Origin of the sequence: Streptococcus oralis subsp. dentisani (genome assembly GCF_003944205.1) — a bacterium.
GTDB classification, from domain to species: domain Bacteria; phylum Bacillota; class Bacilli; order Lactobacillales; family Streptococcaceae; genus Streptococcus; species Streptococcus oralis_BH.
Map to the genome: position 1 here is coordinate 24,261 of NZ_RJPH01000012.1, position 16,218 is coordinate 40,478.

Sequence of the window (16,218 nt, forward strand, 5' to 3'; positions counted from 1 at the left end):
CTGGAAAATACCTTTCCAGTCTATTCTATCTTCGATTTATTTTTTCTTAGGTGAATGGATGGCCATTCCTAGAACATCTGCAAATGCTTCGTACATAACTTCAGAGTATGTTGGGTGTCCGTGGATAGTCTTCAGCATTTCTTCAACAGTAATTTCCATTTCGATGATGCTTGACGCTTCGTTGATCAATTCTGCAGCTGCAGGACCGATGATATGGACACCAAGGATTTCTCCGTATTTCTTATCTGCAATGACTTTAACGAAACCTTGAGCCGCATCAGAAGCAATGGCACGTCCGTTAGCCGCAAAGTTGAATTTACCTATAGCAACATCGTATTTCTCACGAGCTTGCTCTTCTGTTAAACCTACTGCTGCTACTTCAGGAAGAGTGTAAATGGCTGCAGGAGTCAAGTTGAGTTTCGCTACGACGTGATTTCCTTTAAGCGCATTTTCAGCTGCTACTTCACCCATACGGAAGGCAGCGTGGGCCAACATCTTAGTGCCGTTGATATCACCTGGTGCATAGATACCTGGAACAGAAGTTTCCATGTATTCGTTAACCTTGATGCGACCACGATCCAATTCAAACTCAACATCGCCAATACCTTCAAGATCTGGAACACGACCGATTGAAAGAAGAGCTTTGCTTGCGATGATATCGTCTTTTCCTTCAACTTTAATACGAAGTTGACCATTTTCCTCGATGATTTCTTGCAGTTTTGTGCCTGTCAAGATGGTCATTCCTTTACGCTCAAGGATCAAGCGAAGGTTCTTAGAAACTTCCGCATCCATAGCTGGAACAATACGGTCCATCATTTCGATAACAGTTACTTTTGACCCAAATGTCATAAAGGCCTGACCGAGTTCGATACCGACAACTCCACCACCGATGATTACGAGGCTTTCTGGAACTTCGTTCATTTCAAGAATATCATCGCTGGTCATCACAAGTGGAGATTCCATACCAGGTACGTTGATCTTGCTGACTTTTGAACCACCAGCAAGGATAATTTTCTTGGTTTCAAGCAATTCTGAACCATTTACTAAGACATTCTTGTCTTTAGTGATGGTACCAATTCCTTTATGAACAGTAACTCCGTAGCTACGAAGAAGACCTGCAACTCCACCAACCAAAGTATTGACAACCTTAGACTTGGTTTCAAGGAGTTTATCCATATCTACAGTGAAGTTTGGATTTTCGATGACGATACCACGGTTTGCTGCATGACCGATGTTTTCGATGATTTCAGCGTTGTGAAGGTAGGTCTTAGTTGGGATACATCCACGGTTCAAGCAGGTTCCACCGAGTTCAGATTTCTCAACAAGGGCAACCTTACCGCCGAGTTGGGCTGCTTTAATCGCCGCAACATAACCAGCAGGACCTCCACCAATCACAACAATATCAAAGGCATCATCGCTCTTACCATCGTCGTTTGAGGCACTAGCTGCAGGTGCAGGTTTTGATTCTGGTGCAGCTGCTCCAGCAGTTGGGATGTTTTCTCCTTCTTCACCAAGGTAACCGATGACTTCCGTTACAGGGACAGTTTCACCATCTCCTTTGAGGATGGCAATCAAGTATCCATCTTCTTCGGCTTCCAATTCCATGCTGACTTTGTCAGTCATGATTTCCAAAAGGATTTCTCCTTCTTTTACAAATTCCCCGACTTTCTTATTCCATTGGACGATTTGTCCTTCTGTCATATCCACGCCGGCTTTTGGCATAATTACTTCTAAGGCCATGTCTTACTTCCTTTATCTAAATCTCTAAAATACAATAGCTGACTTAAACCAACATTGAGATCGGATTCTCAATCAAGGCTTTCAAATCTTTCATAAACTTAGCACCAGCCATACCATCTACGACACGGTGGTCAATGGTTAATCCTAGACTCATGATTGGTCGGATAACAATCTCACCATTGACAACAACTGGTTTCTCGATTGTCGAACTTACACCCAGAATAGCTGAGTTGGGTTGGTTGATGATTGGACCAAAGGACTGAACGCCAAACATTCCCAAGTTACTGATTGTGAATGTTGAATTTTGAAGTTCACTTGGAGCCAATTTACCATCCAAGGTACGACCAATGACATCCTTGAAGGCTACAACCAACTCTGACAAGCTCATTTTTTCAGCATTATAGACAACGGGTGTCATTAGGCCATTATCCATACCGACTGCCATAGCAAGGTTGACATAGTTATGAGTGACAATGGTCTTACCATCTTCAGTCAATGAAGCGTTGATGTAAGGGTGTTTCATCAATGTCTTAACAACAGCTAGCGAAAGAAGATCAGTAACCGTAATTTTCTTACCAGTTGCTTCCATGATTGGTTCAAGAACCTTCTTACGAAGAGCTAGCATTTCAGACATATCGACATCATAGTTGAGTGTGAAGGTTGGCGCAGTTAGGTAGGATTCAACCATACGTTGGGCGATGACCTTACGCATTGGTGTCATTGGAATACGCTCAATCTCACCATAAGGAGTGATATTGTCTGGAACTTCTTCCACTTTTTCAATCTGGGCAGGAGACTTGATGGTGTCGTTTTCGATATTTTCAGGAAGGAAGGCCAAAACGTCCTTCTTCATGATCTTACCACGATGACCAGTTCCTTGGATTTCCTGCCAAGCAATATTATGTTCAAGGGCAATTCGTTTTGCAAGTGGCGAAATGCGAACCACGTTTGTGTCTTTATAAGTTTCCACGTCTTCTTTGTGGACACGACCGTTTGCACCTGAGCCAGAAACGTCGTAGAGGTTGATACCTAGATCATCCGCTAACTTTCTAGCCGCAGGAGTCGCTCTTAGCTTGTCATCAGCCATGACCTCTCCAATTCTATACTAAGATATTAAGGACGAAGAGGGCAATGAAAAAATAGGAGATTAACGATGTGTTCGATGAACACAAGGAAATCTATCTTTTTTTCACAGACCTCCGTCCGAATTCAATTAAATGATACTAAGGGCGTAAAAAGCGACTGAAAAATAGGAAATCTACGCAGGCTTCGATAAAGCCAAGAAGATTTATCTTTTTTCCGAGCTTTTAGCCCGTGTTCGAATATAAGATATTAAGGACGAAGAGGGCAATGAAAAGATAGGAGATTGACGATGTGTTCGATGAACACAAGGAAATCTATCTTTTTTTCACAGACCTCCGTCCGAATTCAATTAAATGATACAAAAGTCAAAGTGAAAATAGAAAACTTGACGAAGAAACTTTAGTTTCAAGGAAAGTTTATCTTTTTCACACAGACTTTAGCCCGTGTTCAACTCTACAAGTAACTTGGACACGGAACGTGTCTCAAGTTACTACGGTTGCCGCTATTAGGCGGTCAACCTAGTAGACTTACTAAGTCGTTCGTCGAATATAATCGATTCGACTCCCTCCTGTCGCAACTTTACTAATAAGTTGGATACGAAGTGTATCTCAAGTTGCTAAAGTCAAAAACCGTTTTTTACATAATTTATCTTATGCAATTTTATTCTTTGTTATAGGTTTTACGGATAGCAGCTTTAATGCTTTCAACGGTTGGAATCATTGCATTTTCTAGGTTTTGTGCGTAAGGCATTGGCACATCTTCTCCTGCGCAACGGCGGATTGGGGCATCTAGATAGTCAAATGCTTCTGATTCTGAAATAATTGCTGAAATCTCTCCGATATAGCCACTTGTTTTGTGAGCATCGTTGACAAGCACCACCTTACCAGTCTTCTTCACTGAGTTAATGATGATATCCTTATCAAGTGGAACAAGGGTACGTGGATCCACAATTTCAACTGAAATTCCTTCTTCTGCTAATTCTTCAGCTGCTTGAACCACACGACGAAGCATTTTACCGTAAGTAACGACTGTTACATCCGTTCCTTCGCGTTTGATTTCGCCAACTCCAAGTGGAATCGTGTAGTCAGGATCAACTGGAACTTCCCCTTTTTGGTTAAATTCTGACTTGTATTCAAGAATAATAACAGGGTTGTTATCACGGATAGAAGACTTGAGAAGCCCTTTCATGTCAGCAGGTGTACCTGGAGCTACAACCTTAAGACCAGGGATGTGTGTGAACCAAGACTCTAGAGACTGAGAGTGCTGAGCTGCAGAACCGACACCGTTACCAGCTGCGCATCGAACTGTCATTGGAACCTGACCTTTACCACCAAACATATAACGTGTTTTAGCGGCTTGGTTGACGATATTGTCCATGGCAATAACCGAGAAATCCATGAAGGTCATATCGACAATTGGACGAAGTCCTGTCATGGCTGCACCTGCTGCTGCTCCAGAGATGGCAGCTTCAGAAATTGGACAGTCACGGACACGTTCTGGACCAAATTCTTCGAGCATTCCAACAGAAGTTCCGAAGTCTCCTCCGAAGACACCGACGTCTTCTCCCATCAAGAACACATTTTCATCGCGACGCATTTCCTCAGACATAGCAAGGATAATGGTGTCACGGAAGGACATTGTTTTTGTTTCCATTTTTATCTCTTTCTCCTTAGTCTGCGTAAATATCTTCAAATGCGGATTCAAGCGGTGGGAATGGGCTTTCCTCAGCAAATTTAACAGAAGCTTCTACTGCTGTTTTCACTTGTGCTTGGATTTCTTCCAATTCTTCAACGCTAGCAATGTTATTTTCAATAAGGTAATTGCGGAGGTTTTCAATTGGGTCTTTTTGTTTCCACAATTCCACTTCTTCGCGAGTACGATATTTACCAGGGTCTGATGATGAGTGACCAAGCCAGCGGTAAGTGACACTTTCAATCAAGACTGGTCCATTGCCACCACGAACATGGTCTACAGCTTTCTTAAATCCTTCATAAACGTCGATGACGTTGTTTCCATCTTCAATAAACATTCCAGGAATTCCATAAGCAGCGCTACGTTGATGAATATGCTCTACATTGGTCATTTTCTTGATATCCGCAGAGATACCGTAACCGTTGTTAATGCAATAGAAAATGACTGGAAGGTTCCAGATAGAAGCCATGTTCACTGCTTCGTGGAAGACACCTTCGTTGGTCGCGCCATCTCCAAAGAAGCAAACGACGATTTTTCCAGTGTTCTGCATTTGCTGACTGAGGGCTGCACCAACAGCGATTCCCATACCACCACCTACGATACCATTGGCACCAAGGTTACCAGCATCAAGGTCAGCAATGTGCATGGAACCACCTTTTCCTTTACAGGTTCCAGTGTATTTCCCAAGGATTTCAGCCATCATTCCGTTGAGGTCAATTCCTTTGGCGATAGCTTGACCATGACCACGGTGGTTTGAGGTGATCAGATCATCTGGATTAAGAGCCAGCATTGCTCCGACGTTAGCAGCTTCTTCTCCGACAGAAAAGTGAGTCATACCGGGAACTTTCCCCTTTTTCACTAACTGAGCGATTTTTAAGTCCATGCGACGGATTTCTTCCATCTTACGGAACATCTCTAGCAAAAGATTCTTATCTAAAGTTGACATAATCTTGCCTTTCTAACTTTGTACTTACCTTACTATTTTACCTTTTTTAGTATACACTGTCAAAGTATATGACCGATAAAATTTCACAAGGTAAAAAAATAAATCCCCGTTTTAACAGGGATTTTCTTTAGTTAGATTATTTTTTCACAAAGTTTATTTGACATTGGAAACTTCAAATCTTTTCATAATTGTTTGCAAACGCCATTGATAGAGGATAGCACTAACGACCAAACTCGCTATTAAACCAATCCAGTAAGAATAGGCTCCCAAAGTTGTCACATGATCTAGGAATAAACCTAATGGAATGGAAACAGCCCAGTAAGCAATTACTCCTAGATAGAAGGGAACAACCGTATCCTTATAGCCTCTCAGTATTCCTTGTAAAGGAGCTGCAACGGTGTCAGCTAACTGGAAAAAAAGACTATAAGTTAGGAAGGTAGATGTTAAATCAATGAAATCAGGATTATTTCCATATAAACTGGCTACGACATCTCTCAAAATATAGAGAAAGCTCAATGTAAAGCCTGCAAATATCAGTGCTATCCAACGTCCAAGTTTGATATAGGTCTTAGCATCATCAAATCGCTTAGCTCCTATCTCATAAGAAACAACGATGGCCATGGCAGAAGAAATACTCATGGGAAAAGCATACATGAGTGTCGAGAAGTTCATGGCTGACTGGTGGCTAGCAATAATCATAGACGAAAACTTAGCCATAATCAAACCAACGACTGAAAAAATGATGACTTCAGCAAAAACAGTTCCACCGATTGGTAATCCCAAGCGAATTCCCTCCATAATTCTTTCTAAATTCAGAGGGGCACCCTGTTCTAAATGAAGTTCTTTTAGGTTTTTCTGCTTAATCAAGATGATGATGGAAATTCCCAGTAGGCACCAATAAGCAAGTGAGGTTCCAAGCCCTGCTCCTGCTCCACCTAACTCTGGAAACCCAAAGGCACCGTAGATCAATAAATAGTTAAACCCACAATTTAAAGGTAGCAATAAGAGCATGAGGTACATAGATAGCTTGGTCAGACCGAGTGAATCAAGTAGCGATCGGATAACACTGAAAAGCAACAAGGGAATAATTCCGATAGACAAATACCAAAGATAAGAAACCGCAACTGCAGCCACTTGGGCTTCTAGTCCGATATGGTTTAAAACTGGAGGCGCTAGAAAAAGCACCATGCCAAGCAAAACCAAAGACAGCCCAAAAGCCAAATAAATAAATTGGTAAAAGTCAGATGCTACTTCTTCCTTTTTGCCTCTTCCTAGATGATGGCCGATGATGGGAACCATGGCCGAAACAATCCCTGTTAAAAAGGTGAAAAAAGGATTCCATAGACTCGTTGCAGTTGAAACACCAGCCAAGTCCATAGTATTGTACTGCCCAGTCATGGTTGTATCCACAAATGAGGCAGAATAATTGGCAAATTGATAAATCAGGATAGGAAAAAATATCTTAAGAAATAAGACAAACTTATCTTTAAATTGATGGGTTGGATACATATACGCTCTCTATTCTTATAGTTTATAGAGCAGAATCCCATCTAGTTTTTGTAGACGATTTGTCCCTTACAGATGGTATATTTAACCTGCCCTTTTAAGGTTTCGCCGATAAATGGAGAATTAGCTGATTTTGAAGCAAAGTTTGGACCAACAGTACGATCAGCCTTGTCATCAAAGATGGTGATATCCGCTGGACCATTTTCAGCCAAGTAGCCTGCTTCAAAGTTGTAAAGTTTAGCTGGATTGACAGTCATTTTTTCTAGCAATTCCATCAAGCTTAGCTCACCAGCTTCCACCAAATAAGTCAAACCAAGAGAAAGAGAGGTTTCCAAACCAGTCATACCAGATGGTGCTTTAGTGATATCTTCTACATTTTTCTCATCTGCATGGTGAGGCGCGTGATCTGTCGCAATTACAGTGATGACGCCCGACTTAAGACCTTCAATCACGGCACGACGATCTGACTCCAAACGAAGCGGAGGATTCATTTTGGCATTGCTACCTTGTGTCAAGAGGAGGGTTTCTGTCTTAGAGAAATGTTGCGGTGCTACTTCTGCTGTGACATGGGCACCCAAACCTTGAGCGAACTCCACCACCTTGACACTTTCCTCCTTAGACAAATGCTGAATGTGAACATGGGCCTTGGTTGCATAGGCAATCATAACATCACGCGCAATCATGGCGTATTCTGCTACCCCTGTCGCACCACAGATCTTAAAGTGATCTTTAGCTATGTTTTCGTTAAAGCCAAGAATACCATTCAATCCTGGATCTTCCTCGTGTAGACAAACAAAGGTGCCAAGTTTTTTAGCAGTTTCCAAGGCTTCTTTGAGAACTTTGCTACTTTCAAGTGGAATACCATCATCAGAAAAACCAACCGCACCAGCTTCTAAGAGCGCCTTAAAGTCTGTCAAGTCTTGGCCATTAAAGTTCTTGGTAATAGTCGCAACTGTCTTGACATTGATTTTTTCCTTGGCAGCTGACTGAAGAACTTCTTGCAAAGTTTCTACGTCCGAAATGGTTGGACTAGTATTAGCCATCATGACAACCGTTGTAAAACCACCTGCAGCAGCCGCTAGTGCCCCAGTATGGATGTCCTCCTTGTGGGTCTGACCAGGTTCACGGAAATGAACATGAATATCAACTAGTCCAGGCGCAACTACAAGACCAGTAGCATCAATTAGCTCTGCTCCTTCTTCCTTGATTTCAGGGGCAATTTTGACAATTTTTCCATCTTGGACCAAAACATCACACACTTGATCCAAACCAGACTTGGGATCCATTACACGACCATTTTTGATTAGTAACATCTGCTTTCTCCTTTATTCATAGAAATCAACTTGGGTATCCAACAATTTATCCCCATCATAAACAAACTTTGCTGAAAAGAAGGGTTTGTCCTCTAAAAGCCATTCAACAAAGGTGTGGTCACCTTCCCAAGTTGGCTTGCTCAAGACTTCATCATAGGGGACCCATTCCAGCGTCCCCTCATTGCAGTCAATCAAGTCACCCTCAAACTCAGTCACCTTAAAAACATAGGTGTACCAGTCTAGATCTGGTGTGAATTCTGGAAAAGTGATAACACCTTTAAGTACTGGCTTGGCTTTGAGGCCTGTCTCTTCGAGAATTTCACGCGCAGCGCATTCCTGAGGAGTCTCCCCTCGCTCCAGCTTACCACCCACACCAATCCATTTGCCTTCATGGACATCATTGGGCTTCTTATTGCGATGCAGCATGAGCAGTTCTTTTCCGTTATCAATGTAGCAAATCGTCGCTAACTGAGGCATATTCTCTCCTTATCTAAGCCAATCAATTGGCACTTGTCCTGTCTCTTTTAAAAATGCATTAGCCTTAGAAAAAGGCTTGGAACCCCAAAATCCTCTGAAAACAGATAAAGGACTGGGATGAGCTGATTCGATAATCAAATGGTGAGGATTGGTAACCAAGGCCTTCTTCTTGCGTGCATAAGCACCCCAGAGTACAAAGACTACAGGTCTGTCTAGATTATTGACCACCTGAATCACAGCATCTGTAAAAGGCTCCCATATCTGCCCAGCATGACCATTGGCTTGACCAGCAGGAACCGTCAAGCAAGCATTGAGAAGTAAGACTCCTTGCTCAGCCCAAGCGGTCAAATCATGTGATTTCTTAACCCCGATATCATCTGACAATTCTTTCAAGATATTTTGCAAGGACGGTGGCGCTGGGATAGAGTCAGGAACAGAAAAACTCAAGCCCTGTGCCTGACCTGGCCCGTGATAGGGGTCTTGCCCTAGAATCACCACCTTAACTTCTTCAAGTGGTGTAGTCAAGAGAGCCTGAAAAACTTTTTCCTTAGGTGGATAGACAGTTCCCTGAGCATAGACCTGTTCCATAAATTGATTGATTTTCCCGAAATAACCTTCAGGTAATTGCTCCTTAATCAAAGCATGCCAAGATGAGTGTTGCATCTTTCCCTCCTTTATCGTATCCATCTAAAGGCACGTCTTAATTCATCCGTACCATTTTTAAAAAAGCATAAACCATGTGCAAGAATGATCTTATCCGGTTTCCAGTTTAACATGCGGGAAAAGGAAACCTTTGCATCTATTTGTCTCCTAAAAAAAGTCATCCGATAATCGATAGGAGTTTGTCCATCAGGAGATGTTACACGGGCTAAACGATAGATTCTTCTTCGGATTGGACTAGCTATCTTTTCTGGTTCAAAATTCTCTATAAGGTCCGTTACAATGAGTGTTTTAGTCGATTTATGAAAAAACACCACTTCTTCAATCACAGAACTTCCCTTAAAAATAAGTTGATCAATCTCATCAGACCATAGGTCAGGAGCCTTATCTGTTAAAGGAGCATCAAATTCTACCTTGACATTCTGTCTTTTCGCTCTCTCTTCAACTCCTGTACTAGACCATGCTTGCGCATGAGGATATCTTTTTCTCCAATCTGCAATATAGGCGTAGTGAATCTTATTGGGTGAAATCAGGTAAGCGACTCTGCCCAAAGCATCCAGTTCGGTAAACAGTTTCTCATTTGGCGCAATCGGAGAGTGAATCCAAAGTTTGCCATCATTTAACTTAATCACCGTCATACGTGTCTGAAAAGGAAGTTTGAAGACCTTCAAGTCCATTTGTATCAAGTCACCATCTGCTATCCAGATATTTTGATCAACTTCCTTTAGTGTATACAAGGGTTCATAAAGAGAAAGTTCTGGTCTTGACATCGTTTACTATTCCTTTATTTTTACTGCCTCTATTATAGCAAAAAGTGGCTATTGAAACCACTTTTTACAGTTTATCTAAACAATCCAGCAAGTCTTGATAAGAATGGACTTCATAGGTCGGCTGGGCTTGCGTGTGATTTTCGAGGTAATGAGGGTTAAACCAGATTGTATCAATTCCTGCATTCACTCCGCCTTGAATATCAGCCGTTAGGGAATCTCCAATCATAACCGTCTTTTCTTTGCTGAAATCTGCAATCTGTTGACCGATTTTTTCATAGAATAGTGCGTCAGGTTTTTGCGTTTGCAACTGTTCAGAGATAAAGACTTGGTTGAAATAGGGAGCCAGACCAGATTGAGCCAGACGGCCCGTCTGAATGGCAGTAATCCCATTTGTCGCAGCGTATAGCTCATAATCTCTCTCAATGAGGCTGTCCAAGAGTTCATGAGCGCCTGAAAGAGTTTGTCCCTGCTGGGCGAGATAAAATTGGTATCGCCGGGCAAGTAACCTACCGTCTTTTTCATGTCCGAAATGCGCGAATAGACGAGAAAAGCGCGTGTTAACCAGTTCTTGTTTACTGATTTTCTTTTGCTCCAAGTCCTTCCAGAGAGCCTTGTTCATAGGAACATAATAGTCTTTATAGGCTTGAATGTCCGTAACTCCTTCTTCCTTTAGAAGTTGCGTCAGTGCCACATCCTCAGCAGCATCAAAATCAAGCAAGGTGTGGTCGAGGTCGAAGAGTAGAAATTTGTAGGGCATTGAGTTTCCTTTCTGAAAGTTCATTAAGAACATTATAGCATAAATGAAACAGGTAGTTATCATAATCTGAATTGACTTAAAGGACTTATTCGCCTTATTTTTATACTTTCTCCACTTTTACATCGTTTTCGGATACAACATCCACTAAAAAATGCGTCGACATTAATTTGTAGTGATGTAGCTTTTTATTAGCTACATTTGCAGAAGCGACCAAGTCCCCAAACTCTGCATTCTCGACTTCATAGATATAATTGGTCAGATAAAGTGGTCTGTTCTCTGCCAATCCTTGCTCCCAGTAACTATCTATTAATTCTAGGCTTTCGTAGACTGAGCGGAAAGCCCAGACCTTTGTAAAGGTAAATTTAAACTTTTCTGAATCTTCCAAGTAGGCAATTAGAGTATCTCCATCTATATTTACCTCAATACCATAATCTCCAAAAGGAATGAAGCTCGGTTTAATTTTTGTCCATTTTTCCATATCATTTCTCCAAATTCTATTTTCCGATAATTGTACTACAGCGGTGTACATGTTTGATTAGCAAATTTTCTAGTATTGGCTGATATCTAATTTCAAATTTGCAGAAACAAGAATCTCCACTACACTATCTTGAGTTATGATTATATAATGTCGTGAATGCAAAGTTCCTAGATCATAATATGATGTGTATTCCAGTTTCTTCACTAATTGACTATTCTTGACTTCGTAAATGACATTTTGAAAATTATTTTTTTCAAATTTTGTAACCATCTCTTTATCTAGAATTGCAGATAAATACAATTCCCTGCTAAAGACTCGTGCTTCATCATAATAAATACATGATAATTTAAAACGGTTTTGTTTTCCAATCAGCCTAATTTCTTGACCATCTGACAAGTTTGTCAACAAGACCTTTAACCTATAGTTATCTACAGGAATCAAACCTTTAAAGACTTCTACCCATTCTTCATTTTTAGTTTCCATATCTAATTTCATACTCAACTCCACTATTCCTTTTTATAAAATTAAACATCTACTTTCCATCTATTTCATTTGATACTTCAATAAGCAAATCTTGAAGTTCTTCTAAATCAAGATATAAGTTTCTAACACCTACAAGTAACTGAGAAAATGCTTGTCTATCTAATTGATGATTCTCGCTCAATGACTCAACAATCCAAGAATTTCCCTTCTCTATCCATTTTAAATGAAGAGGTAAATAATCATTTAAAATATCATCTATATTCTCTAAATTAGTAGAAGATATCTTGTTAAAGGTTTGGTTGTCATTTATTAAAGATAGACTTTTACTAATTCTTTTCAATTCTGTTTCTATCGTCACTTTTATCTTCTTTCTTATCTGGTTGCTGCTACTGTCTTACAGTAAAATTTTGCTTCCAGTATTTGTATCTATAAAATATCTCTGCTCACCTTCGTAAATAAGTGTAAGTTCTGTTCCGATAGGCATGTCGTAAATCAATAATACAGCAGGTTCAATTTCAACAATTGTACTCCAGTCGCATACTGACATATTTTCAGGATTTGATAAGTATTCTTCGGTATCTATTTCAGAAAGAAAGCGCCAGCCATTGTCTAGCTCATCCACGGCATCCTCACGAAATACCCATTTCAATTTTGCTTTATTTTCTAAAATATGATTAGAAACTACTGAGCCACCTAAATGCATTTTTACTTCCTTTCCAAAAACATTCGTTTTAAATACAGGCTCCAGTATACAAGTCCATATCTTACTATGGATTCATCTTGCAATTAAATTTTTCCGAGCCTACTCGGAACTGTATAGTTACGGATTTGTTCTGCACATAGCCATAGCGGTTCTGGTTGAGAGGGGCAGTCGCTTCGCCTGGGTAGCTATCCTCTATTAGGAAAGTCCCTCCCTGACTATCATAATATCTTGCTCGTAAATAGTCAAGTTCAGTGTCATCACGAGCTTCACCGTTATAAGCAAAGAGCTGACCTGTCGTGTCTGTACTTGTTCATTATTGATCAAGCCTGTCATAGAGCCTGATAGGAGGATAAGCCTCACATTATTGAAAATATTGTTGGGACCTTTATGCCTATTGAACAGTAAAAGTACTTGAAGAAATTGATTCTTCAAGTACTTTCTTTTATGCTAAGCGAGATATAATTCTAATTTGTGTTTTCTTCTAATAAGGAGGGATTAATAATTAATTCTCTTTCAATTGCCATTCCGATTCCACTGATGGTTGTTATTCCATGTATCCCTAATAATTTAGGCTCTTTATCCAATAATTCTCCAGTCTCTTTACAGAAAAAGTTACCTTTAAAATGAATACTATAGAATCCAAAATCCAGCTTTTTCTCTTCCTCTGTTAAGGGAATATTAGCGATAGTATGGAAATATCCTTTTTTCCAATATTCATCACCTACAATAGCAGGTGGAATTAACAAGTTAGAATAATCTGGCTTGTATTTATCAATATTTTTTTCATGAGTATTTCCTTTAAAGATAAATACAACATGTTTCCCTTCCACAAAAGAATCCCGAACTTTTCTAACTATATTAGAAACCAGCACTTTACCATAAAAGTAGATTCCCTCCCTAGGAGACACAAGAAATACATCTCCCACTTTTGGAATTGACCTACTTTTTTTAATCACTTTTAGTTGATGAGTAGCTGCCTTTGTGTCATAAAAGTTATCTAACTCCTTCTGAATTTCTAAATTTAAACTTTCATAACGTTCTTTTCTTCTTAAAGCTATTAGATTTGTATTCATTATTAATTTCCTCCATTAAAATACTTTTCTGCCCACTTCATGGCATCATTATACATTTTATTTTTAGGGCTAATACTATTAATTTTATTCAATTGATTCGCATTGCCATTTTGGTTATATTATGATTAATCAACGAGTATAACAGCATCTGCTAATTGAGTGAAATAAACACAATCTTTTTATTTGAATTTTTATCCTCAGATACTTTTTACACTCACATTTTGACCGTGCTCAAGTGCAAATCTAAAACTAGTCAACATAACTTCAAATAAATCACTTCCTGAACTAGTTATAAAATATTGGGATAAATCTATTATATGGGATGCAATATTAGTACCCCAAGGAGGAGTGAGTGACAAATCTTCAAAATCCCATATAATTTCATGCGGTAGAAAATTTTTAAACTCTTCTTGAATAGATAATAACTCCGCTATTCCTTTTTCTACAAATTCTAAGGGAACATCGCCCCAATAAAGATTATTCATTATAACAGGATATTTACTTCCCCACTCATTATTCTCTAACCGAACATAAATAGTCGAAAAGAATGAATTAAAGAGACTTCCTTCTCCTATAGTCCACCAATTATAACCAACCATTAATCCTACAGACATAAAATACCTCTCCTAATCTCTCTTAAATATTACTTCTACATCAACTGAAGTTTTATTATTAATAGTATCAAAAACGTAATTTAAGGTATCATCAAAGACTTTCTGACCTCGAATTCATTTTTTAGGTTATAATTTTCTCCTCTACACCATGGTTATTATAATATTCTGGTCTCACGCTTCCTTTGCTTCCATAAGATATCTCTTGACCATTTAAGTAAGACTTTTGATTACTATTTTCTCATTATAACGGTATTTACTATTTTTCATATCAAATGCATCAATTATACAGAGAACATGTAAAACAAAATAATTTGTATTGATGCTTCCAGTAGCTACATCAATTAATTTTACAGGATAAAATTCTAAATTGGGGTATTCTTTTTTTAGTATTTTTACTACATTCTTTCTAAATATAGGCCATGAATCAATATTACCTAAGTAATCACTTTCCTCTGTCATCTCCAATGAATTATAATAGAATTCTACATTTGGCCACGACTCTACTTTCTTTTCAGAATGTATTATTGTATGAAATCTATCTTTAGGATAATTTTCATATTCGATGTCATTGATATTATTACTATCCCCATAAATATAGCGTTTCTTTTTTTCAATAACCTTGTCTACAAGATCTATTTCATATTTTAGTTGATAAAACATTACTCTAATCCTTTCCAATAATTCGAGTAAAGCATTTTTTTATCTTGCAAATCTAACCCCATCTCAATAATCATCTTCGTTATCTCTAACAGTTATTAAGGGACTAAAATCACCTTTTTAATTTTAGAATCTATCTGAACAAACTTACTCAATAAAAATTACTTGTCCAGAAAGGAACTTCTTTATATTTTTTTGAGTCAGATACAAGTCGCTTATGTCCGAATTCAACCTCAAAATAATCATACAAATCCATTCCATAATAGATAATATCTAAATCTACAACAGATAAAACGGGCATTTCCTTATTTTCAAATATTGGAAGAAAACGATGCCCATATAAAGGAATTAGAGGGGGAGCTGATTTTAGCATTTTTCTTATTTTCTTATTTTTCTCTTCTACCCTAGCAGGCTCTAGTCCCCAAGAAATATCCCAAACTATTTCATCGATACTTTCCAAAATTCCATTATAAGGACTCGCTAATCTTTCTTTTATAGCTGCTATGTTTTCAACTGAAAAATCTCTCCAGTTATAAAAACGTTCTGAAACAGGTAGTATATTTTGATAAAATTCCAACCACTGCTGGGGAAATTTTACATTATATATTTTCTCAATTTTTCGTACTTCATCATCGCTTAAGCCTTGCTCTATATGAACATTATTCTCAAGCAGTAGCTTTTTAATCTTAGCTATTTTCATTTTCAAATCATCTCGCTTCATATCTATTTCCTACACTCTCATTTGAAAATTTTAGATGGATGTTAATCTTGTCCTTTCTACACCCTCAATATTCCTCATAAATAACTTCGATGTCTTTATCTGAAATATTAATATCAGACTCTAGTATAAAATTCTTAATATTATTTATTTCCTTATTCGTCAGAGACTCAGCTTGAAACTCAATAATGAAATCAATCATATCTTTATCTCCAGAAATGATAATGATAGCATCTTCAATATACTCTCCCAAAAATATTCGCTTCAAATGCAGATAACCAGTTGAGGGAGTGGAGAAATATTCCTTCCAATTTATAGTCTCTGAATAATCCATATCTACATTCTTATAGAAAAAGTGTGAATGATCTATTTGATGGCTAGCATCCAATAACTTCAACAATCTATCTATCACAACTAACTCAGTTATAGCTATTTTCAGTTCAATACCTAACATAATCTCATTCCTATATAAATAATTTAAAGAATGGCCTAGTAGTCCGTATCTTGCTAGGGCTTCATCTCAGATTCTTCAAGTGCTGTATACTTGT

General features: G+C 38.7%; 19 protein-coding genes and 1 pseudogene. All 20 read right to left on the reverse strand.

What is annotated here, in order from left to right; all coding sequences use genetic code 11:
• Positions 1-36 precede the first annotated feature (36 nt).
• A complete protein-coding gene (gene lpdA / locus D8805_RS08175) occupies positions 37-1,740 on the reverse strand; it encodes a dihydrolipoyl dehydrogenase (RefSeq protein WP_125416724.1) in 1,704 nt (567 codons plus the stop codon).
• A gap of 43 nt (positions 1,741-1,783) precedes the next feature.
• Positions 1,784-2,827: a dihydrolipoamide acetyltransferase gene (locus tag D8805_RS08180; RefSeq protein ID WP_125416726.1), complete on the reverse strand. Its 1,044-nt coding sequence runs from the start codon at positions 2,825-2,827 to the stop codon at positions 1,784-1,786.
• A gap of 656 nt (positions 2,828-3,483) precedes the next feature.
• On the reverse strand, positions 3,484-4,476 hold the full coding sequence (locus D8805_RS08185; RefSeq protein ID WP_125416728.1) for an alpha-ketoacid dehydrogenase subunit beta: 993 nt from the start codon (positions 4,474-4,476) through the stop codon (positions 3,484-3,486).
• Between the two features lie 16 nt (positions 4,477-4,492).
• Positions 4,493-5,461, reverse strand: a complete 969-nt coding sequence (locus tag D8805_RS08190) for a thiamine pyrophosphate-dependent dehydrogenase E1 component subunit alpha (RefSeq protein ID WP_125416730.1) — start codon at positions 5,459-5,461, stop codon at positions 4,493-4,495.
• Between the two features lie 153 nt (positions 5,462-5,614).
• Positions 5,615-6,970: an MATE family efflux transporter gene (locus D8805_RS08195; RefSeq protein WP_125416732.1), complete on the reverse strand. Its 1,356-nt coding sequence runs from the start codon at positions 6,968-6,970 to the stop codon at positions 5,615-5,617.
• A 41-nt stretch (positions 6,971-7,011) separates the two neighbouring features.
• A complete protein-coding gene (locus D8805_RS08200) occupies positions 7,012-8,280 on the reverse strand; it encodes a dihydroorotase (RefSeq protein ID WP_125416734.1) in 1,269 nt (422 codons plus the stop codon).
• Between the two features lie 12 nt (positions 8,281-8,292).
• Positions 8,293-8,757 carry an NUDIX hydrolase gene (locus tag D8805_RS08205; protein WP_001135768.1) on the reverse strand — a complete coding sequence of 155 codons (465 nt, stop codon included), beginning with the start codon at positions 8,755-8,757 and terminating at the stop codon, positions 8,293-8,295.
• 9 nt (positions 8,758-8,766) lie between these two features.
• Positions 8,767-9,420 carry a uracil-DNA glycosylase gene (locus D8805_RS08210; protein ID WP_084976263.1) on the reverse strand — a complete coding sequence of 218 codons (654 nt, stop codon included), beginning with the start codon at positions 9,418-9,420 and terminating at the stop codon, positions 8,767-8,769.
• 11 nt (positions 9,421-9,431) lie between these two features.
• Entirely contained in the window at positions 9,432-10,187 is a 756-nt protein-coding gene (locus D8805_RS08215) for a DUF4336 domain-containing protein (protein ID WP_125416736.1), read from the reverse strand.
• 64 nt (positions 10,188-10,251) lie between these two features.
• Entirely contained in the window at positions 10,252-10,944 is a 693-nt protein-coding gene (locus tag D8805_RS08220; RefSeq protein WP_125416738.1) for a YjjG family noncanonical pyrimidine nucleotidase, read from the reverse strand.
• Between the two features lie 100 nt (positions 10,945-11,044).
• Positions 11,045-11,422, reverse strand: a complete 378-nt coding sequence (locus D8805_RS08225) for a hypothetical protein (RefSeq protein ID WP_125416740.1) — start codon at positions 11,420-11,422, stop codon at positions 11,045-11,047.
• Positions 11,423-11,491: 69 nt separating this feature from the next.
• Positions 11,492-11,917: a hypothetical protein gene (locus D8805_RS08230; protein WP_125416742.1), complete on the reverse strand. Its 426-nt coding sequence runs from the start codon at positions 11,915-11,917 to the stop codon at positions 11,492-11,494.
• A gap of 37 nt (positions 11,918-11,954) precedes the next feature.
• A complete protein-coding gene (locus tag D8805_RS08235; protein WP_125416744.1) occupies positions 11,955-12,263 on the reverse strand; it encodes a hypothetical protein in 309 nt (102 codons plus the stop codon).
• A gap of 36 nt (positions 12,264-12,299) precedes the next feature.
• Positions 12,300-12,608: an immunity protein Imm33 domain-containing protein gene (locus tag D8805_RS08240; RefSeq protein WP_125416746.1), complete on the reverse strand. Its 309-nt coding sequence runs from the start codon at positions 12,606-12,608 to the stop codon at positions 12,300-12,302.
• Between the two features lie 64 nt (positions 12,609-12,672).
• Positions 12,673-12,891, reverse strand: a pseudogene (locus D8805_RS10405) (RHS repeat-associated core domain-containing protein); the annotation flags it as partial.
• Positions 12,892-13,072: 181 nt separating this feature from the next.
• On the reverse strand, positions 13,073-13,681 hold the full coding sequence (locus D8805_RS08250; RefSeq protein ID WP_084975403.1) for an immunity 26/phosphotriesterase HocA family protein: 609 nt from the start codon (positions 13,679-13,681) through the stop codon (positions 13,073-13,075).
• A 197-nt stretch (positions 13,682-13,878) separates the two neighbouring features.
• Positions 13,879-14,295 (reverse strand): Imm70 family immunity protein, encoded by a 417-nt coding sequence (locus D8805_RS08255; RefSeq protein WP_125416748.1) that lies wholly within the window; start codon positions 14,293-14,295, stop codon positions 13,879-13,881.
• 210 nt (positions 14,296-14,505) lie between these two features.
• Positions 14,506-14,955, reverse strand: a complete 450-nt coding sequence (locus D8805_RS08260; protein ID WP_125416750.1) for an imm11 family protein — start codon at positions 14,953-14,955, stop codon at positions 14,506-14,508.
• Between the two features lie 148 nt (positions 14,956-15,103).
• Positions 15,104-15,673 (reverse strand): SMI1/KNR4 family protein, encoded by a 570-nt coding sequence (locus D8805_RS08265; protein ID WP_125416752.1) that lies wholly within the window; start codon positions 15,671-15,673, stop codon positions 15,104-15,106.
• Between the two features lie 64 nt (positions 15,674-15,737).
• Positions 15,738-16,124 (reverse strand): hypothetical protein, encoded by a 387-nt coding sequence (locus D8805_RS08270; protein ID WP_125416754.1) that lies wholly within the window; start codon positions 16,122-16,124, stop codon positions 15,738-15,740.
• Positions 16,125-16,218 lie beyond the last annotated feature (94 nt).